We start from the raw sequence: 19,364 nt of genomic DNA on the forward strand, positions 1-19,364 counted from the left end.
GATTATAACCCGGTTTGCCACTGCCTGATGAACTCGAACGGATGCAGCAGCATGATCACGTTGAGCGTAAGATTGTCGCGAATGATGATAAGCGCCAGAATTTCGAAGAACAGCGCGATGGCGACGGTGATTTTAGTCGGTAGTTTGGCAGCCAGCAGAAAGCCGATCATTGCGAAAACCGTATCGGAAACCGAATTCACGATGCTGTCGCCAAAATAGTCCACGGAGGAGGTATTGGCGCGATAGCGCTCGATAATGAAGTTCGAGTTTTCGACCAGTTCCCAGACGGCTTCAACGCCAACTGCCATGGCAAGCCGCAGACCCAGCGGCGCTTTTGGCGCGATGATTGTCAGAAGCCAATAGAACAGAAAGCCATGAATGATGTGCGAGAGCGTATACCAGTCGGATATATGCTGCGAGTTTTCGGACATCAGCGAACCGGACCATAATTTTATGGTGCCGCATTCGCATATGGGAATCCGTCCATCGAGATAAAGCCAAAAGGCCTGTATCGCGAGAATGGCAACAACAATCAGAGCACCTAAGCCCCAACGCTGTGGTTTAGAGGCTTGCACGGTTGCGGTCATTCGGCGTTGAGGCTTTCAACCAGAATGCTGTGATTGGTGTAGATGCAAATGTCGGCTGCAATGCCCATCGCCTTGCGGGCAATTTCCTCGGCATCCAGATCGGTGTCGACCAGAGCACGCGCTGCCGCCAGCGCATAATTGCCGCCCGATCCGATGGCCATGACGCCATGCTCCGGTTCAAGCACGTCGCCGGTTCCGGTCAGTGCCAGCGTCACCTTGCTGTCGGCAACAAGCATCATGGCTTCGAGTTTGCGCAAATAGCGGTCGGTGCGCCAGTCTTTTGCGAGCTCGACGGAAGCCCGCATGAGCTGATCGGGATATTGTTCAAGCTTGGCTTCAAGGCGCTCTAGCAGCGTGAAGGCGTCAGCGGTGGCACCGGCAAATCCGGCAATCACGTTACCCTTGCCAATGCGGCGCACTTTTCGCGCATTGCCCTTCATCACGGTGTTGCCGAGCGAGACCTGCCCGTCACCGGCGATAACAACCTTGTTACCCTTGCGAACGGTAACGATGGTCGTGCCGTAAATTGTCGTGGGATTGTGTTCGATCATGGATCACTCCTTTGGCGGCTTACAGGTTTCCATGTGGCAAACGCATAAGCCCCTGATATGGGCGAAGCCCCTACTCTGCTCTTTCAAGAGCTAACTGAATCGGGTTTCGTTGTGAATATTTAAGAACCATCTGCCAAAATGCAAATGGGACCAAACCAGAATATTGGCGCAGGCGCTAAAAGCATTGGCAAAACCGGCCAGCTGTTCTAGAACGCGAAAAGATTTTAACTGAGGAAATGCAATGACGGCTGAAAGCGCCCGCAAAGCAAGTATCGAACGTTCAACCAAGGAAACGAGCATCGCCGTTTCTGTCGATCTGGACGGCAACGGCAAGTTTGACATTACAACTGGTGTCGGCTTCTTCGATCATATGCTGGAGCAGCTTTCCCGACATTCGCTCATCGACATGCGCGTGATGGCCAAGGGCGATCTGCATATCGATGATCACCACACAGTCGAAGATACCGGCATTGCGCTCGGTCAGGCTGTGGCTAAAGCCCTTGGCGAGCGTCGCGGCATCGTGCGTTATGCATCGATGGATCTCGCCATGGACGACACGCTGACCGGCGCAGCCGTCGATGTTTCGGGCCGTGCATTTCTGGTCTGGAACGTGAATTTCACCACGGCCAAGATCGGCACATTCGACACCGAGCTGGTGCGCGAGTTCTTCCAGGCTTTTGCGATGAATGCAGGCATTACGCTGCATATCAACAATCATTATGGTGCCAACAATCACCATATTGCAGAGTCGATCTTCAAGGCCGTGGCCCGGGTTTTACGCACAGCGCTCGAAACCGATCCGCGTCAGAAGGATGCAATTCCATCGACCAAGGGGTCGCTGAAGGGATAAGCAAATGGCGCAATTCGTCGTGTTGGAGAAAGAAGGCGCGAACAGTGCTGAAAACTCTGTCTTCGTGCGCGACGGATTCTACACATTGGCGCTGATCCTGCCGGTCGTCTGGCTGTTATCGCAGCGGCTGTGGTTTGAAGCGATCGCCGCTCTTGGCGTAACAATCCTGCTGGGAGTGGCAGGTTCTGCGTTTGGTATCTCGAATGCGGTTCCGCTGATCACTTTGTTGTTTTCGCTGTTTGTGGCGCTGGAAGGCGCCAACTGGAAGATCGCCAAACTCAAACGTCAGGGTTTCGTTGAAAAAGCCATTATCGATGCTTCCGATCTGGAAGAAGCAGAGATGCGCTATTTCTATTCTAGCGAAGATGAAGCGGCCCCTGTTGAAGCCTCAGCACCCGAATGGGCTCAGCAGCCCCCTCGTCCCACATATTCCTCATTTGGCTCGACGATCGGATTTGTCGGTCATCGCGGAGAAAACTGAAAATGCGTGTTGCAATTATCGACTATGGTTCCGGCAATCTTCGCTCGGCCACCAAGGCCTTTGAGCGTGCCGCCCATGAGAGCGGTGTGAAAGCGGAAATCGAACTGACAGCAGATGCGGATCGCGTGGCAAGCGCCGATCGCATCGTTCTGCCGGGCGTTGGTGCTTATGCCGATTGCCGTCGCGGCCTCCATGCCGTGCCGGGCATGGTTGAAGCACTGGAAGATGTGGTTCTGAAAAAGGCGCATCCTTTCCTCGGCATCTGCGTGGGCATGCAGTTGATGTCAGAGCGGGGCCTTGAAAAAGAAGTCACGACAGGTCTCGGCTGGATCGCGGGCGATGTGCGTGAAATGACGCCGACCGATCCGACGCTCAAGATTCCGCAGATCGGCTGGAACAGGATTCACGTGAAACATTCGCATCCGGTGTTCGACGGTATCGCCACCGGCGAGAACGGCTTGCATGCCTATTTCGTGCATTCCTACATGTTTGACGCGAAGAACAAAGCCGACGTGCTGGCCGTCACCGACTATGGTGGCGATGTCACCGCAACGGTTGGGCGCGACAACATGATCGGCACGCAATTCCATCCTGAAAAGAGCCAGCTGCTTGGCCTTTCGCTTATTGCCAATTTCCTGAAATGGAAGCCTTGAAACTATGATCCTTTTTCCCGCCATCGATTTGAAAGACGGTCAATGCGTGCGCCTCAAGCTTGGCGACATGGATCAGGCGACCGTTTACAATGAAGACCCTGCAGCGCAGGCCAAAGCTTTTGAGGATCAGGGCTTTGAATGGCTGCATGTGGTCGATCTCAACGGTGCCTTTGCTGGCGAAAGCGTCAACGGCAAGGCAGTTGAAGAGATCCTGAAAGCCACCAAGAACCCGGTTCAGCTTGGCGGCGGTATTCGCACCCTCGCCCATATCGAAAGCTGGCTTTCCAAGGGTCTGCGCCGCGTGATCTTGGGTACGGTTGCTGTACGTGATCCGGCGCGGGTGATCGAAGCGTGTAAGGAGTTTCCGGGACAGGTTGCAGTCGGCATTGATGCTAAGGGCGGCTATGTTGCCGTTGAAGGCTGGGCCGAGGCTTCCGAGCTTGGCGTGGTGGAACTCGCGAAAAAGTTTGAAGGTGCGGGCGTGGCCGCCATTATCTATACCGACATCGACCGCGACGGCGTGCTGGCTGGCATTAACTGGGATTCCACACTTGGCCTCGCCGACAGCGTTTCCATTCCGGTAATCGCGTCGGGCGGCCTCGCTTCGATGGATGATATTAAGCGCCTCGCCGCTCCCGATGCCCGCAAACTGGAAGGTGCGATTTCTGGCCGTGCGCTTTATGACGGTCGCATCGATCCGGCCGAAGCATTATCCCTTTTGAGGGCCGCATCATGACACTTAAAGCACGTGTAATTCCCTGCCTTGACGTTAAGGATGGCCGTGTCGTCAAGGGCGTCAACTTCGTCGATCTGATTGATGCCGGTGATCCGGTTGAAGCCGCGCGTGCCTATGATGCGGCGGGTGCCGACGAATTGTGCTTCCTCGACATCACGGCGTCTTCGGACAATCGCGAGACAATTTTCGATGTCATCGCCCGTACAGCGGAACAGTGTTTCATGCCGCTGACTGTTGGCGGTGGCGTGCGTCAGGTCGCTGATATTCGCAAGCTGTTGCTCGCCGGGGCCGACAAGGTTTCGATCAACACGGCTGCGGTGAAGAACCCGGAATTTGTTGCGGAAGCCGCCGACAAGTTTGGTGATCAGTGCATCGTTGTGGCCATCGACGCCAAGAAGGTTTCGGGAGCTGGCGAGAGCGACCGCTGGGAAATCTTTACCCATGGTGGACGCCAGACGACTGGCATTGATGCAGTCGAATTTGCGCAGAAGGTGGTGAGCCTTGGTGCGGGTGAAATCCTGCTGACCTCGATGGATCGTGATGGCACCAAGGCTGGCTATGATGTGGCCCTGACGCGCGCTGTTGCTGACAGCGTGCGCGTTCCGGTGATCGCGTCGGGCGGCGTTGGCAATCTCGATCACATGGTTGATGGCATCCGCGAAGGTCATGCGACGGCAGTTCTTGCAGCATCCATCTTCCACTTTGGCACTTATACGATTGGCGAAGCCAAGCGCTATATGGCCGAGGCTGGCATCCCTATGCGGCTGGATCCGGTCAGCTAATTATAAAATCCGAAGGAAGTTCGATGGCTGAGTTCACCCTTTCCGATCTTGAACGCATTGTTGCGGAACGTGCGACTTCGACGGATGGATCGTCCTACACGGCGAGTCTCTTTGCCAAGGGGCAGACACGCGCTGCCAAGAAGCTTGGTGAAGAAGCCGTGGAAACGGTGATTGCCGCAGTCAGTGGCGATCGCGCGGAAGTGGTCACAGAAAGCGCTGATCTGCTTTATCATCTGCTGGTGGTTTTGAAGATTGCAGACGTGCCGCTTGAAGACGTTCTTGCAGAGTTGCAACGCCGCACGGCGCAGAGCGGCCTTGAGGAAAAGGCCGGGCGACCAAAGGCATAAATGCAAACGAAACAGGATATACGTGAATTGGCGTTGAGGGAGAGCAGCGACAATATGTGGGAAAAAGTGGACCAGTTAACGCCGTCGCGTTACTCGCCTTACCGTTTCTTTTCGGCGGAAGAGTGGGCAGGCTTTCGCGCCGACACCCCCCTCACCCTCACCTACGAAGAAGTCAAACGGCTGCGCTCACTGGGCGATCCGATTGATCTGGATGAAGTGCGGCGCATTTATCTGTCGCTGTCCCGCCTGCTCTATGCGCATGTGGAGGCGAGCCAGCTTCTTTTCCGCCAGCGCCAGCAGTTTCTCAATATGGAAGAGAGCTTCAAGACACCTTTCATAATTGGTATTGCAGGCTCGGTTGCGGTTGGCAAATCCACCACTGCGCGTATTCTGAAGGAACTGCTTGCCCGCTGGCCGTCAAGCCCGAAGGTCGATCTGGTGACAACGGATGGCTTCCTCTACCCCAACGCGGTTCTGCGTGATCAGAACATGATGGAGCGCAAGGGCTTTCCCGAAAGCTATGATGTGGGCGCGGTCTTGCGTTTTCTGTCAGCGATCAAGGCAGGCATGAGCCATGTGCGTGCACCGCTCTATTCGCATTTAAGCTATGACGTGCTGCCGGGCGAATATCAGATTGTCGATAAGCCCGACATTCTGATCTTTGAGGGCATCAATGTGCTTCAGGTCCGAGATCTGCCAGAAGACGGCAAGATGGTGCCTTTCGTATCCGACTTCTTCGACTTCTCGATTTACATCGATGCAGAGCCCGAGCTGATTCACAAATGGTATATTGATCGCTTCATGCGGCTTCGTGAAACCGCTTTCGTTAATCCGCAATCCTTCTTCCATCGCTATTCGCAACTTTCAGAAGATGCGGCCCGTTCGATCGGTGAAGGCCTGTGGCACAACATCAACATGAAGAACCTGCTTGAAAACATTCTTCCCACCCGCCCTCGTGCCGATATTATCCTGCGAAAAGGCAGTGATCATCTGATCGAGGAAGTGGCACTGCGGAAAATTTAAAGCGCATCCCGAAAAGTGTGAAACGATTTTCGGCACAAGATACGCTTAAAAAACAAAGAGATAGAGCATTTCTAATGATTCAATATAAACGCTCTAAAGATACGACAGCAGCCATTATACGTAAAATGGCGGCCCTTAGAGCCGCCATTCAAACCAGATAAAAGACGATGTACGACTTATTCGCCGCGTGTGTCAGCTGAACTTTTCAGTTCTTCCAGCGTTGGCATCGAAAGGATGTTGTAGCCTGAATCCACATAATGGATTTCGCCCGTTACACCGCTCGACAAATCCGACAGCAGATAAACAGCCGATTTGCCAACATCATCGATATCAACAGTACGGCGTAGTGGCGAATTGCGGCGCTGATAGCTGAAAATCGCGCGTGCATCGCCAATGCCGGCACCGGCCAGCGTGCGCACCGGACCTGCCGAGATCGCGTTGACGCGGATACCCTGCGGACCGTAATCGGCAGCAAGATAGCGAACCATGGCTTCAAGGGCTGCTTTTGCAACGCCCATGACATTGTAGTTCGGGATCGTGCGTGTCGAACCGCCATAGGTCAGCGTCAGGATCGAGCCGCCGTCCTTCATGAGCTTTTCTGCGCGCTGTGCCATTTCCGTGAAGGAATAGGCAGAGATCACCATGGTACGGCTGAAATTGTCGCGTGTGGTGACGTCTGCGTAACGTCCCTTCAGCTCGGTCTTGTCCGAGAAACCGATGGCATGAACGATGAAATCGAGCTTTCCCCATTTCTTCTCGATTTCGGCGAAAACGGCATCGACCGAGGCAATGTCTTCCACATCGCAAGGGAGCACCATATCCGATCCGACCTGTTCGGCCAGTGGCTTAACGCGTTTGCCAAGTGCATCGCCCTGATAGGTGAATGCGAGTTCGGCACCCTGTGCTGCGAGTTGCTTCGAAATTCCCCAGGCGAGTGAGTGGTTATTCGCGACCCCCATAATGAGGCCGCGTTTGCCTTGCATCAAACCTTGCATATTGTCCCTCTCCGTCAGCCCTGATAGCGCTGGAACACCAGCGTTGCATTGGTGCCGCCAAATCCAAACGAGTTGGAAAGGACGGTATTGAGCTGAGCATTGTCGATGCGCTTGCGAACGATAGGCATGTCCGCGAAGGCAGGATCCAGTTCTTCGATATGAGCGCTTTCGCAGATGAAGTTGTTCTGCATCATCAAAAGCGAATAGATAGCTTCCTGAACGCCCGTTGCACCGAGCGAATGGCCGGTCAGTGACTTGGTTGCCGCAATCGGCGGGCAGGCATCGCCTGAACCAAATACCTGACGGATCGCTTCGATTTCCGGAGCATCGCCAGCAGGTGTCGAAGTCGCATGCGGATTGATGTAATCAACCTTGCCCTTGACGGTCGAGAGCGCCATTTTCATGCAGCGGATTGCGCCTTCACCCGATGGAGCGACCATGTCGTAACCATCTGATGTTGCGCCATAGCCAACGATTTCACCGTAAATCTTGGCACCGCGCGCAAGTGCGGTTTCAAGCTCTTCGAGCACGAGAACGCCTGCACCACCGGCAATAACAAAACCGTCGCGGTTTTTGTCATAAGCGCGTGAAGCAGTTGAAGGCGTGTCGTTATATTTGGACGACATGGCGCCCATCGCGTCGAACAGCACCGAAAGCGTCCAGTCGAGGTCTTCACAGCCACCGGCGAAAACGCGGTCCTGCTTGCCATATTGGATCATTTCATAGGCATTGCCGATACAATGGTTCGATGTCGCACAAGCGGACGAGATCGAATAATTGACGCCCTTGATCTTGAAGAAGGTCGCAAGCGTTGCCGATGCGGTCGAGCTCATGGCTTTGGGCACGGCAAAAGGACCAACGCGCTTTGGGCCTTTTTCACGGGTAATGTCGGCGGAGTCGACAATCGTGCGTGTCGAAGGACCGCCAGAGCCCATGATGATGCCGGTACGATCGTTGGAGACTTCTTCCTCCGAAAGACCCGCATCGGCAATGGCCTGATCCATGGCGACATGATTCCATGCCGTACCGCGACCATGAAAACGCATGGCGCGGCGGTCTACGAGTGCTTCGACATCGATCTTTGGAATGCCGTGAACCTGGCAACGAAAACCGAGTTCGCCATATTCTTCAGCACGGGAAATGCCGGATCTGGCTTCACGCAAAGAGGTGGTGACCTCTTCTGTGTTGTTTCCAATCGAGGATACAATCCCCATACCCGTTACGACCACACGCCGCATCGCGTTCTCCTTTACACCTGTTCCGTGTGATCAACCCGTATGAGCTGACCCTTGTTCCCGGTTACATAGGTGCGATCTTCGCATGTTTTGAGCGCGGCCGCATGAAAACTCGTGTTTTTCTGCGTCCGCGCCCGTGAATGATGGATTGGAGCACAATTTTTTAAACTCAAAACCGTTTAAGAAAAAATTATGCTCCTGTTTTAACGTGTTAGAGCGACCTTTGTGCGCCCAAGAGGGCGCACGGCGCTCTAATTAAGCGCTGTCGCCGTCTTTAGACAGGCCGACGCGCAGGTCACTTGCCTTATAGATGGTCTCGCCATCGGCCTTGAGCCAGCCGTCGGCTGTACCAAGAACAAGGCGGCCACGCATAACGCGCTTGAAGTCGATACCGTATTGCAGAAGCTTTGTGTGCGGGCGAACCATGCCCTTGAACTTCACTTCGCCGGTCGAAAGCGCCATACCGCGACCCGGCTCACCGAGCCAGCCGAGGAAGAAGCCTGTCAGCTGCCACATGCCGTCGAGACCAAGGCAGCCCGGCATAATTGGGTTGCCCTGAAAATGGCATGGGAAATACCAGTCGTCGGGGCTGACATCGTATTCAGCACGGATATAGCCCTTGTCGAACTCTCCGCCGGTTTCGGAAATTTCGGTGATGCGGTGCACCATCAGCATTGGCGGCAGGGGGAGCTGTGCATTGCCGGGACCGAACAACTCGCCACGTGCGCAGCTTAAGAGCTCTTCATACCCGTAGCTCGATTTCTGTTCTGCCATTACGCCTCCCTTGAGGGTTATTCTTATGATGGCTCCTGGCTTCAGGAACGATCAAGTTTCGTCAATTCGGAAACACCTCTATCATAGAGTGTTTCCATCAGTAAAATAGTGCGCGTGGTTTTCCAAAAAAAGGCGGGATTACCATGCCTATTGATACTTAATTCGCAACGGCATATATCAATGTCAGTAGGCAATGGGCAACAGCCCGTTTAATCTTTGACGAAATTGCTACAAGCTTGTGACGGATCCAAGGGTGAATATGCAGAATTATCATGCCAGCCACTCGATGGTTTCAATGGAAGAACGCCTTCGCAGCGCGGGTCTGCGCCCGACGCGCCAGCGTGTTTCGCTTGCCAGCCTGATCTACGCGCAGGGTGATCGCCATCTTTCCGCTGAAGACCTTCATGAAGAAGCAGTCCTCGCGAATGTTCCCGTATCGCTAGCAACTGTTTACAACACACTGCACCAGTTTACCGAAGCCGGTATGCTGCGCATCATCGCGGTTGAAGGTTCGAAAACCTATTTCGATACCAATATCTCCGATCACCAGCATTTTTTCCTCGAAGGCGAAAATGTCGTGTTCGATATTCCGCATGGCGAGCGCGGTCAGCCAACGGTTTCCAATATGCCGGAAGCACCGGAAGGCATGGAAATCGTCAATGTGGACATTATCGTCCGCCTTCGTCGTAAAACACGTTAAGTGATTTGGTAAAAGTTTCTAAAAAAGCGGCCTTTTGGGGCCGCTTTTTTGTTGCTCATCTTAGCATAAAGTGATTCACCCAACACATTCCGTTTAACGCGCGCATCTCTTCGTGGACCTCCCAACCCCGTATGAATGCGCCGATAACAATTTGACTGGAGATACCCATGCGCAAGTTGATCGTTGCTGCTACCGCTTTTGCCCTGTTCTCAACAGCAAATGCTTTTGCTGAGAAAATTCGCATTGGTGTAACGCCCGGACCGCATGCGCAGATCATGGAAAAGGTCAAGGAAGTCGCTGCCACGAAAGGAATGGAAATCGATATTCAGGAATTTTCTGATTATGTGATTCCCAACATGGCGCTGGCTGATAAGGCGCTTGAAGCCAATTCCTTCCAGCATCAGCCTTATCTCGACAATCAGGTTGCAGATCGTGGCTTTCCAATTGAAACAGTGGCGCCAACGGTCAACTTCCCGATGGGCCTCTATTCAAGCAAGCTGAAAAACATTACGGAACTGGCGGATGGTGCAACCATCGCGATCCCGAACGATCCGACCAATGGTGGTCGCGCGCTTCTGGTGCTGGCAGACAATGGTCTGATCAAGCTCGATGCTTCCAAGGGCCTGAAAGTCACAACAATTGATGTGACGGAAAACCCGAAGAACCTGAAATTTGTTGAGCTGGATGCTGCACAATTGCCGCGTTCGCTTGAAGATGTCGATGCTGCGGTCATCAACACCAATTACGCGCTGGAAGCAGGCCTTGATCCGGCGGGAGGCGCATTAATCCGCGAAGGCGAAAAGGCACCTTATGTCAATGTGCTGGTCGTGCGCACCGAAGACAAGGATGCCGATTGGGTGAAGACGCTGGTCAGCAGCTATCACAACCCGGAAGTGAAGCAATTTATCGCTGATACCTTCAAAGGCTCGGTCATTCCGGCCTGGTAGTGTTCGATGAAAAAAGCGGCTTTCGAGCCGCTTTTTTGTATTCTTTAATCAAAGACCTCATCCGGGTAAACGCCCCAAAGTTCTGACTGTTTGATCCAGCCGCGTACACCCTGAATATCCATCCGGCACCACTGGCCATTGCATTCGCGTGCGGTGCCGACGACATTTGGTTCAACTTCGGCTGACAAGCTCGACGTTTCGCTTGGATCGCGACGCATGGTAATCATCGCACCCTGATCGTTTTTAAGCCATGGGGCGGTAATTGCTGTGCGCTTGCCAGATAGAAGCGACTGATAGACCCAGCCTTCCGTACCGTCGGCATCGCGGATACGGCGCCAGTTATCATATTCCTGAATAATTTCGACAGGCAGGCCGGCTTTCATAAACAGCCACGACACTGCGTAATCACGTCCCGGTCCGACACGCAGATTAACGCGTGCTGGCTTCAGGCTGACAAAGCGCGGGACAGGCAGGCCACTTGCACCCAGAGGCGTACGGGATTGCGCCTGCGCATAGGCGCCGTGTTTTTGCGATGCCAACAATGGCGCACCAACGAGCAGCAGGGCAATGCTGCAAAGTGTTGCGATAAAAAAGCGTTGCGAAAGTACCCGGTACAACTCTGACCTCTCGCTGTCCTGTCATGTGGGGCAATTTCAGCACTGGGGGAGGAGCGTCTGAAACTGCAGAATGAATGAATTGCGCGGTTGCCCGCATTTGAAGCCGCTCTCGCGGTTCTGTTTTTCTTTGTCTTTGCAGCGCCACCTTGCTAGAGATGAGCAACTGAAGCAAAATCGCATATTGCACCTTCTTGGTTAAGGAGGTCTCAACGTGTAAAACGGCCGCCTAGGTTTCATGAGAAATCTGCAAGCTTTTTACCGCTGGCTTTGCTCAAAAAATGGGGTGGAGATGTCGAACAAGAAAAAACCACTGGTGGTACTGACCCGGAAACTGCCCGACCCGGTGGAAACCCGAATGCGGGAACTGTTCGATACACGCCTGAATATAGATGACCATCGCATGTCGCAGCCCGAAATTATTGCCGCGATGAAAGAAGCCGATGTTCTGGTGCCCTGCATTACCGATGTGATTGATGCCGCAGCCATTGAGCAGGCTGGTCCCAATCTCAAGCTCATCGCCAATTTCGGCAATGGCGTTGATAATATTGACGTTGCCGCCGCTGCAAAGCGCGGCATCACCGTCACCAACACCGCCAATGTGCTGACTGAAGATACCGCCGATATGACGCTGGCGCTGCTGCTTATGGTGCCGCGCCGTCTGGTGGAGGGTGCGAATGTGCTCAACGAGCGCGATGGCGAGTGGCCAGGCTGGTCGCCGACCTGGATGCTTGGACGTCGCATTTGGGGCAAGCGCCTCGGTATCGTCGGCATGGGCCGAATCGGCACCGCCGTTGCGCGTCGTGCAAAGGCATTTGGCCTGTCGATCCATTATCACAACCGCAAGCGCGTGAACGCGCAGGTTGAGGAAGAGCTGGAAGCGACTTATTGGGATAGTCTCGATCAGATGTTGGCTCGCATGGACATTATTTCGGTCAATTGCCCGTCGACGCCAGCCACATTTCATTTGCTCTCGGCACGGCGCATCGCGTTGATGCAGCCAACCGCTTATCTGGTGAACACATCGCGCGGTCAGATTATTGATGAAAATGCGCTGGTCGATCTGATCGAACAGGGTAAAATCGCCGGCGCAGGGCTCGACGTTTTCGAGAATGAACCCGCCGCCAATCCGCGTCTGTTGTCTCTTGCCGAAAAAGGCAAGGTCGTGCTGTTGCCGCATATGGGATCAGCGACGATTGAAGGCCGTGTCGATATGGGCGACAAGGTCATCATCAATATCAGAGCGTTTTTTGACGGTCATCGCCCACCGGATCGTGTGCTGCCAAACCGTATTTAGAGCACATCCCGAAAAGTGGGAGCCGGTTTTCGGAACAAGATGTGCGGTGAAACAAATAGATAGAGCATTTCTGCTGACATAATGAAAACTGGAAATGCTCTGATCTACTTGTTGGCGGTTTTTGGATCGCTCTGCTTATCGTTCGCAATGAATTTTAGCACTGCATGCGCGTAAAGCCGGGGATTCTCAGCGGGAACGCCGTGGCCCGAATCGGGCAGAATGATCAGGCTGGCGCCCGGAATATGATGCGCCATAAATTCGGTATGTTCGCGCGTGATTGCCGTGTCGCGATCACCGATCACGATCGCTGTGCGCACATTTATCTTTGAGAGATCATCCGCAGTATAATTCGGCTCATTGGCCCAAAGTGCATGGATTTCCTTATCGATGCTCTCATAATGGCGCAGCTCAGGCAGTGGCTTGCCTTCGGCGCGCGCCAGCGCATAGCCGGTCGAGCCTTCCGGCGAAATATTGGCCGCCTGCGCAAACACGCTTTTCAGCCTGCCGGGATAGCGCATCGCCATGATGAGACCAATAATGCCGCCATCGCTCCAGCCGACAAGGTCAACCTTGTCGATCTTGAGATAATCGAGCAGTGCTACATAATCGTCGGCCATCAGTTCATAGCTGAGCGGCTCCGTCGTACGGGTCGAACGCCCCTGTCCGCGACTGTCAGCAACGATGACCATGTGATTGCGTGCGAGAATCGGCAATTGCGCATCCCAGACATGCTGGTCGGACAGACCGCCATGAATAAGCAGAATCGGCGGTCCCTTACCGACAACGCGATAATACATCTCAATGCCGTTGACGTTGGCAAAGCTCGCTGGTGCAGCGGTGATGGTCATGCGGGCGATTCTTTCAAAGGAGATGGCAGAAGGGAAAAAGGCCGTGAGGCCAAGTGCCAGCCCTGCAATCCATAATGTCCCTTTGCTCTTCATTTATGGCCTTCTGATGAGCGTCGGCAGATCGTAAAGATACGCGATGCGTTGAATTGCGTCCTTCAGCGGTTCAAGCGTTACGGTCATGGTGTGACCACTGGCATGAAGAAGCATCTCCGGCGATTGGCAGATCGCGACATGGCCTTTCCAGAAGACGAGATCGCCGCGCTTGAGATTGGAATAATCGGCATTAGGCTCGATGATGTCACCGAGCGAATTTTCCTGCATGTCCGAATCGCGCAGAACTGATCTACCAGCAACCCACATCGATAATTGCACCAGACCAGAGCAATCGATGCCAAAGCCTGATGTGCCGCCCCAAAGATACGGCGTGTGCAGAAGCGTTTCGGCAACCGCTACAAAGTCATCCGCATGTTGGCCCAAAGGCGCCAGATGCTTTGCGATCAGTGCCTCTCCACTCTCAAGCAAGGCATATTCGGTACCGCGCTTTTCCGACGAACCAACGATTCGTACCCGTGAACCAAGGGATAGCGCCTGAGAATGCGGAAAACGAAGATCATTGCCGGGATAGACGAACGTGCGTGGAACAATCACCATATGCGTCGACTCGCCAACAGGCTTTGCCAGTGAAGCAGCCGAGACGTAGCCGGTATAGCCGTCGCGTTCAGCCTGAACCCAGCACCAGCCGTCCTGCTCTTCAAAGACGCGCACCATATCGCCGAAGATGATTTGCGTCTGCGGCCCGCTGTCGGGGCGTGGCTCTGCACGCAGATCGACCACGGAATCAGAAACCTGCATCAGCGTGCCTGCGGTAAAGCGGCTCGCTTCCACCTGACCATTCAGCCGCTCATCGGCAAGATCGGGACGGTAGGCGTTGAGACGACGATCAAGCATGCTCACAATGGTAACTCCCGGGCGTTAGCAATCACGAGATCACCCAGTCTTTCGACATACAGCGCACCCGTGACCGTTCTTTTTACTAGCACATTTCTGCGATCTTTTTCATCACGATGCCGGGAGACGAGATCAAGCGTTCCCATCGTGTCGAGCGCTCGCGTAATCACCGGCTTGGTGACATCAAGCTTGGCTGCGAGCCCCCGCACCGTATGCGGCGGCGGCTCGAGATAAATGGTTAGAAGAATGGCGGTCTGCCGCGTTGTAAGGTCAGGCATTTCATCCCGCACCTGCGCCAGTGACAGCGTTCTCAACAATGTCAGCGCCTGCAAAGGCTTCAATTCAACGGGCATATTTTACGCAACGCTTGATATCGTTTCGGTTCCGTATCATTCAACGCCGTTTTCGCTTTGCAAGCAAGCGATTTCATTTCGCCGGATATTTTTGCTTGAGAAGCGCATAGACCGCACGAATGGCCTGTGCTTCGCCACCGACAGGCGAGGCAGGCTTTTCAACGGGCACCCAGCCGAAAATATCGAAATGCGCCCAGCTCTTTGCCTTTTCGACAAAGCGGCTGAGGAACAGAGCAGCGGTAACCGAACCGGCGAAGCCATCGGTGGTGACATTGTTGATGTCCGCCACGCGCGATGAAAGTTTCTGCGCATAAGGCTGCCAGAGCGGCATCCGCCACAGCGGATCGGCGGTTTCAATGGCCTTCTCCGCAATGCTTTCTGCAAGGGCATCATCATGCGTGTAGAAAGGCGGCAGATCAGGGCCGAGCGCCACACGTGCAGCCCCCGTCAGCGTTGCCATATCAATGATCAGTTCCGGCTCTTCTTCATCGGCCAATGCCAGTGCATCAGCCAGTACCAGGCGGCCTTCCGCATCGGTGTTGCCGATTTCAACCGTTAATCCCTTGCGGCTTTGCAGCACGTCGCTTGGGCGGAACGCGTTGCCTGCAATCGAGTTTTCAACAGCCGGAATGAGTACGCGCAGACGAATGGGCAGTTTGGCATCCATGATGATGGAGGCAAGACCCAGCACATTGGCAGCGCCGCCCATATCTTTTTTCATTAGCAACATGCCGCTTGCAGGCTTGATGTCGAGACCGCCGGTATCAAAGCACACGCCTTTACCGACCAGCGTAATCTTTGGATCGCTGTCCTTGCCCCACGTGAGATCGATCAGGCGTGGTGCAATGCTGCCCGCACGACCAACCGCATGGATCATCGGGAAATTCTGCTCGAGAAGCGCCTCACCCTCAACGGTGCTGAGTTTTGCGCCACTTTTCGCCGCAAGATCACGCGCTGCCTGTTCCAGAGCATCCGGCCCCATATCATTGGTCGGCGTGTTGATGAGATCGCGTGTGAGCGTCACGGCATCAGCTATGCGCTGCGTTTCTGCCGCATCAACACTGTCGGGTACGGCCAGACGGATGAGCTTGTCGCTGCCCTTGCGGTAACGCGTAAAATTATAGCCGCCCATCAGAAAGGCGAGTGTTACCAGTTCTGCATGATCTGGCGTGCCTTCAATATGCCAGTCGCCTTCGGGAAGGCTGCGTGCAAGCTTTCCGGCAAGAAGCTGTGACTGTCCGCTCTGTTCCGCATCACCTGTGCCAAACAGCGCACCTGCAATCGCGCCGTCTTGACCGGGCAGCACGAGAACACGGCCGGCCTCACCATTAAAATCATTCGCCTTTGCCCAGGCTGCCAAATCCGGCGATAGTCCGGCCTGATCGACGGCATTCTTCGAGATGAACCAGACAGGGCGGCTATCGGCTGATTTCGCGGTAATGATTTCAACGGTCATGACATTCCTCGGCGATTAGAATTTCTGGTTCAATCAATAAACAAATAGCCACCCGGCGTGAACCGGGTGGCTATTCAAATCTCTATGCAGTGAGACAACTTAATTGCGTTCGGTCATCTGAATCTGCGCTGCTTTATAATCAAAGGCAGAAGCAGGCTTTCCGGCAAACAGTGCCATGCCACTAATGACGGCAATAATCGCAAGCGCACCGATGAGTGTGCATTCGATCATCGCTGCACCCGATCTGTTTTTGATAAAGCGCGTCATCAAAGTCGGCATGTTACTTACCCTGAACTAAAGTCTCATTGGGTTTCCTTTTAGTGCCTGCCAATTGTGATGAGTTTAAGAAACAAGGAAAATAAAACGTTAATATAGGTTCTATGCGACCTGGATGTGGTTTGGGTTAACGGATGGCAAATGCCGCTAAGCAGCATTATATCATTGCAACCGCTTGTTACTTTTCCTGCCCGAAAGATGAAAAATGCCCGAATTGCCTGAGGTTGAAACAGTTCGCCGTGGTTTGCAGCCTTTTATGGAAGGTTCAAAAATAGAACATGTCGAGCAGAACAGGCCTGATCTACGCTTTGCTTTTCCTGATCAATTTGCGGAGCGCCTTACAGGACGCAATATTGATGCTTTGGGGCGACGTGCGAAATATCTGACCATGCATTTGGATGACGGGCTGTCGATCATCAGCCATCTGGGCATGTCCGGCTCGTTTCGGATAGAGGCGGATGACACGGAAGAAATGCCGGGCGACTTCCATCATGAGCGTTCCAAACTCACCAAACATGATCATGTGGTTTTTCATCTAAAACGCGCAAATGGCTCAGCTGCACGCATCATCTATAATGATCCGCGACGGTTTGGTTTCATGCTCTTTGCAGAAGATGGCGCTTTGAATGACCATCCTTTTTTGAAAGGTCTGGGCGTTGAACCAACCGGCAACAGCCTTTCAGGCGAATTGCTTGGCGCACTCTTTGAGGGCCGCAAGACGCCTTTAAAAGCAGCGCTGCTTGATCAGCGGCTGATAGCAGGGCTTGGCAATATCTATGTCTGCGAGGCGCTTTGGCGCTCACGTCTGTCACCAATGCGAGCTGCGGGCTCTATTGCTAAGGATAAAAAACTTCTTGATCAGCTGGCGCAGGATATTCGCACTGTGATTGCCGAGGCGATTGCCGCGGGCGGCTCAAGTTTGAAAGATTACATTCAGGCAGATGGCGCACTTGGCTATTTCCAGCATTCATTCTCCGCCTATGGGCGGGAGGCGCAGCCCTGTCGTGCACCCGGCTGCAAAAATAAGATTGAGCGCGCGGTACAGTCGGGACGTTCCACGTTTTTCTGCGCTTCGTGCCAAACTTAACTATGCGCTGGTCTTGTTAAATTGAAACGTCTGGTCCAGCTTGTCGGCGGAATACGTACTGGTTTTGGAGGAGAGACTTTCTCATGGCTTATGAAACGATCGTTGTAGAAACACGCGGCGGTGTAGGACTTGTTCGGCTTAATCGGCCACAGGCGCTCAATGCATTAAACAGCACTGTTCTCAAAGAGCTGACCGAAGCGCTTTCAGTTTTCGACAGCGATGGCAAAATTGGTGCGATCGTGCTCACCGGCTCTGAAAAGGCTTTTGCTGCTGGTGCAGATATCAAGGAAATGCAGCCTATCAACTTCGTCGATGCTTATTTGCAAGACATGTTTGCCGACTGGCGCAAGGTTGATCGCACCCGCAAGCCGATCATTGCAGCTGTTTCCGGCTATGCGCTGGGCGGCGGCTGTGAGCTTGCCATGATGTGTGATTTCATTATCGCGGCCACCAATGCCAAATTTGGCCAGCCGGAGATTACACTGGGCGTTATGCCCGGTATGGGTGGCTCGCAGCGCCTCACCCGCTATGTCGGCAAGTCCAAGGCCATGGATATGTGCCTGACAGGCCGCATGATGGATGCGGAAGAAGCCGAGCGTTGCGGTCTGGTCTCACGGCTTGTCGCACCCGAAGAGCTGATCGAGGAAGCATTGAAAGCGGCCGAGCGTATTGCGTCTTTCTCGCAGCCTTCGGTGCAGATGGTCAAGGAATCGGTCAACCGGGCTTATGAGACGACGCTGGATGAAGGTCTGCGTTTTGAACGCCGTCTGTTTCATTCGCTTTTCGCGACCGAAGATCAGAAAGAAGGCATGTCTGCATTTATCGACAAACGGACGCCATCCTTCAAGAATCGCTGATGTGATGAGCGTGAGAGGCTGAAAATGAAGCGCTCTCGCTGGCTTGTGCGCCATAATTTGCGCCAGAAGGCCGCATATCCGGCCTTTTGACAGGGCTTCAGATCAGAATCCTCGTTGACGCGCAGGCAAAGCTGATCTATAAGCCCGCCACGGATCGGCGGCCCTAGGCATTATGGCTGCCCTAGAGGTTTTTGTGCCTGACGGTTATTGACCGTGGGCTGCTGACAGAAAAAGAGAGGCATTTATGGCCAATACTCCTTCGGCGAAGAAGGCAGTGCGCAAGATCGCTGCCCGCACCGAAATCAACAAATCGCGTCGTTCGCGCGTTCGCACTTTCCTCCGCAAGGTTGAAGATGCGCTCCTGAGCGGCAATAAGGAAGCAGCAACGGTTGCTTTCAAGGCTGCTGAGCCAGAACTGATGCGCGCTGCTTCAAAGGGCGTTGTTCACAAGAATACAGCTGCTCGTAAGGTTTCGCGCCTTGCTGCACGCGTTAAGGCTCTGAACGCCTAATCTAGTCTAAATTAGAATTAGATTTTGGAAACCCGGCTCATTGTTAGCCGGGTTTTCTTTTTTTGGAGTTTTTCTAAACAAAGTGATGTGTCATTCCAGGTCTATGATTCTTTAGTAATTTTTCATGTGATTAGTGAAATCCTCTAGTTTTTTACTTATCTGCAATCAAAATTTTCTCATTTTTTTCAAAAGCTTGCTTGTCGTTGTCCACACTTATCCACAGCCCGTCGAAAGGACTCGGAAGAGGGGCTGAGTCAAGCAAATTTAAAAAATTTATTTTCTCGGAGAACATATCGTGGCCACCTAAAAAAACGCCAAACGAAACGTATTGAATCCAAAGGTGTTATTTCTTCTGCACGCGATTCTCAGTCCTCTCTCTCAAGCAGTGCAAGTCTTAATTGAAGAAAAAACTGAAGATTCTAGGCTTGCTCTTTGCCGCAAGGCTTCGTTAAAGTC

At 53.5% G+C, this 19,364-nt stretch carries 24 protein-coding genes; 13 read left to right on the top strand and 11 right to left on the bottom strand.

All coding sequences use genetic code 11. The annotated features are described in order from the left end of the window. Window positions 1–2: 2 nt before the first annotated feature. A complete protein-coding gene (locus tag RI570_RS06125; RefSeq protein ID WP_313827515.1) occupies window positions 3–587 on the bottom strand; it encodes a DUF2585 domain-containing protein in 585 nt (194 codons plus the stop codon). Continuing rightward, the gene (gene hslV / locus RI570_RS06130; RefSeq protein ID WP_310013014.1) at window positions 584–1,138 is read right to left on the bottom strand and encodes an ATP-dependent protease subunit HslV; all 555 of its coding nucleotides are present in this window, start codon (window positions 1,136–1,138) and stop codon (window positions 584–586) included. The genes RI570_RS06125 and hslV overlap by 4 nt, the downstream gene beginning before the upstream one ends. 241 nt (window positions 1,139–1,379) lie before the next feature. On the opposite strand from hslV, the gene hisB reads away from it, so the two are divergent. From hisB to coaA, 7 genes are read left to right on the top strand one after another with little or no spacing between them, the layout of a single operon-like run. Next, window positions 1,380–1,988: an imidazoleglycerol-phosphate dehydratase HisB gene (hisB, locus tag RI570_RS06135; RefSeq protein WP_007872453.1), complete on the top strand. Its 609-nt coding sequence runs from the start codon at window positions 1,380–1,382 to the stop codon at window positions 1,986–1,988. 4 nt (window positions 1,989–1,992) lie between these two features. Continuing rightward, window positions 1,993–2,469, top strand: a complete 477-nt coding sequence (locus RI570_RS06140) for a DUF2628 domain-containing protein (RefSeq protein ID WP_313827517.1) — start codon at window positions 1,993–1,995, stop codon at window positions 2,467–2,469. 2 nt (window positions 2,470–2,471) lie between these two features. Then, window positions 2,472–3,122 carry an imidazole glycerol phosphate synthase subunit HisH gene (hisH, locus tag RI570_RS06145; protein WP_313827518.1) on the top strand — a complete coding sequence of 217 codons (651 nt, stop codon included), beginning with the start codon at window positions 2,472–2,474 and terminating at the stop codon, window positions 3,120–3,122. Between the two features lie 4 nt (window positions 3,123–3,126). After that, window positions 3,127–3,858 carry a 1-(5-phosphoribosyl)-5-[(5-phosphoribosylamino)methylideneamino]imidazole-4-carboxamide isomerase gene (hisA, locus tag RI570_RS06150; protein ID WP_313827519.1) on the top strand — a complete coding sequence of 244 codons (732 nt, stop codon included), beginning with the start codon at window positions 3,127–3,129 and terminating at the stop codon, window positions 3,856–3,858. Next, window positions 3,855–4,640 (top strand): imidazole glycerol phosphate synthase subunit HisF, encoded by a 786-nt coding sequence (hisF, locus tag RI570_RS06155; RefSeq protein ID WP_313827520.1) that lies wholly within the window; start codon window positions 3,855–3,857, stop codon window positions 4,638–4,640. The genes hisA and hisF overlap by 4 nt, the downstream gene beginning before the upstream one ends. Before the next feature lie 23 nt (window positions 4,641–4,663). Next, entirely contained in the window at window positions 4,664–4,987 is a 324-nt protein-coding gene (locus RI570_RS06160) for a phosphoribosyl-ATP diphosphatase (protein ID WP_313827521.1), read from the top strand. Window positions 4,988–5,041: 54 nt separating this feature from the next. After that, the gene (gene coaA / locus RI570_RS06165) at window positions 5,042–6,010 is read left to right on the top strand and encodes a type I pantothenate kinase (protein ID WP_313827522.1); all 969 of its coding nucleotides are present in this window, start codon (window positions 5,042–5,044) and stop codon (window positions 6,008–6,010) included. Window positions 6,011–6,186: 176 nt separating this feature from the next. Here the strand turns inward: coaA and fabI are convergent, their stop codons facing one another. From fabI to fabA, 3 genes are all read right to left on the bottom strand, one after another. Then, entirely contained in the window at window positions 6,187–7,005 is an 819-nt protein-coding gene (fabI, locus tag RI570_RS06170; RefSeq protein WP_250039353.1) for an enoyl-ACP reductase FabI, read from the bottom strand. A gap of 14 nt (window positions 7,006–7,019) precedes the next feature. After that, window positions 7,020–8,243, bottom strand: a complete 1,224-nt coding sequence (gene fabB, locus RI570_RS06175) for a beta-ketoacyl-ACP synthase I (RefSeq protein ID WP_313827523.1) — start codon at window positions 8,241–8,243, stop codon at window positions 7,020–7,022. 252 nt (window positions 8,244–8,495) lie between these two features. Next, window positions 8,496–9,014, bottom strand: a complete 519-nt coding sequence (fabA, locus tag RI570_RS06180; protein ID WP_024898331.1) for a 3-hydroxyacyl-[acyl-carrier-protein] dehydratase FabA — start codon at window positions 9,012–9,014, stop codon at window positions 8,496–8,498. A gap of 259 nt (window positions 9,015–9,273) precedes the next feature. Between fabA and irrA the strand changes: the two genes are divergently transcribed. Together irrA and RI570_RS06190 are read left to right on the top strand one after the other, a co-directional pair. Beyond that, window positions 9,274–9,714: an iron response transcriptional regulator IrrA gene (gene irrA, locus RI570_RS06185; RefSeq protein WP_140904767.1), complete on the top strand. Its 441-nt coding sequence runs from the start codon at window positions 9,274–9,276 to the stop codon at window positions 9,712–9,714. Between the two features lie 167 nt (window positions 9,715–9,881). Next, window positions 9,882–10,661: a MetQ/NlpA family ABC transporter substrate-binding protein gene (locus RI570_RS06190; protein WP_313827529.1), complete on the top strand. Its 780-nt coding sequence runs from the start codon at window positions 9,882–9,884 to the stop codon at window positions 10,659–10,661. A 44-nt stretch (window positions 10,662–10,705) separates the two neighbouring features. Here the strand turns inward: RI570_RS06190 and RI570_RS06195 are convergent, their stop codons facing one another. Then, window positions 10,706–11,278, bottom strand: coding sequence for an SH3 domain-containing protein (locus tag RI570_RS06195; protein ID WP_313827531.1), 573 nt, complete (start codon window positions 11,276–11,278; stop codon window positions 10,706–10,708). Window positions 11,279–11,567: 289 nt separating this feature from the next. Between RI570_RS06195 and RI570_RS06200 the strand changes: the two genes are divergently transcribed. Further along, window positions 11,568–12,572, top strand: a complete 1,005-nt coding sequence (locus tag RI570_RS06200) for a 2-hydroxyacid dehydrogenase (protein WP_250039348.1) — start codon at window positions 11,568–11,570, stop codon at window positions 12,570–12,572. 104 nt (window positions 12,573–12,676) lie between these two features. Here the strand turns inward: RI570_RS06200 and RI570_RS06205 are convergent, their stop codons facing one another. The 5 genes from RI570_RS06205 to RI570_RS06225 form a co-directional block, all read right to left on the bottom strand. Then, window positions 12,677–13,513: an alpha/beta hydrolase gene (locus RI570_RS06205; RefSeq protein ID WP_313827533.1), complete on the bottom strand. Its 837-nt coding sequence runs from the start codon at window positions 13,511–13,513 to the stop codon at window positions 12,677–12,679. Beyond that, window positions 13,514–14,368, bottom strand: coding sequence for an NlpC/P60 family protein (locus RI570_RS06210; protein WP_313828572.1), 855 nt, complete (start codon window positions 14,366–14,368; stop codon window positions 13,514–13,516). Window positions 14,369–14,370: 2 nt separating this feature from the next. After that, window positions 14,371–14,721, bottom strand: a complete 351-nt coding sequence (locus RI570_RS06215; protein ID WP_313827534.1) for a MarR family winged helix-turn-helix transcriptional regulator — start codon at window positions 14,719–14,721, stop codon at window positions 14,371–14,373. Window positions 14,722–14,794: 73 nt separating this feature from the next. Continuing rightward, window positions 14,795–16,177 carry a leucyl aminopeptidase family protein gene (locus RI570_RS06220; RefSeq protein WP_313827535.1) on the bottom strand — a complete coding sequence of 461 codons (1,383 nt, stop codon included), beginning with the start codon at window positions 16,175–16,177 and terminating at the stop codon, window positions 14,795–14,797. A gap of 99 nt (window positions 16,178–16,276) precedes the next feature. Continuing rightward, window positions 16,277–16,456 (bottom strand): Flp family type IVb pilin, encoded by a 180-nt coding sequence (locus RI570_RS06225; protein ID WP_313827536.1) that lies wholly within the window; start codon window positions 16,454–16,456, stop codon window positions 16,277–16,279. A 202-nt stretch (window positions 16,457–16,658) separates the two neighbouring features. On the opposite strand from RI570_RS06225, the gene mutM reads away from it, so the two are divergent. The 3 genes from mutM (at window position 16,659) to rpsT (ending at window position 18,908) form a co-directional block, all read left to right on the top strand. Then, window positions 16,659–17,540, top strand: coding sequence for a bifunctional DNA-formamidopyrimidine glycosylase/DNA-(apurinic or apyrimidinic site) lyase (gene mutM / locus RI570_RS06230; RefSeq protein ID WP_313827538.1), 882 nt, complete (start codon window positions 16,659–16,661; stop codon window positions 17,538–17,540). A gap of 83 nt (window positions 17,541–17,623) precedes the next feature. Beyond that, on the top strand, window positions 17,624–18,397 hold the full coding sequence (locus tag RI570_RS06235; RefSeq protein ID WP_313827539.1) for an enoyl-CoA hydratase: 774 nt from the start codon (window positions 17,624–17,626) through the stop codon (window positions 18,395–18,397). Between the two features lie 244 nt (window positions 18,398–18,641). Next, window positions 18,642–18,908, top strand: coding sequence for a 30S ribosomal protein S20 (rpsT, locus tag RI570_RS06240; RefSeq protein ID WP_187543721.1), 267 nt, complete (start codon window positions 18,642–18,644; stop codon window positions 18,906–18,908). Window positions 18,909–19,364: the final 456 nt, after the last annotated feature.

Origin of the sequence: Brucella pseudogrignonensis (assembly GCF_032190615.1) — a bacterium.
Classification (GTDB): Bacteria; Pseudomonadota; Alphaproteobacteria; order Rhizobiales; family Rhizobiaceae; genus Brucella; species Brucella pseudogrignonensis_B.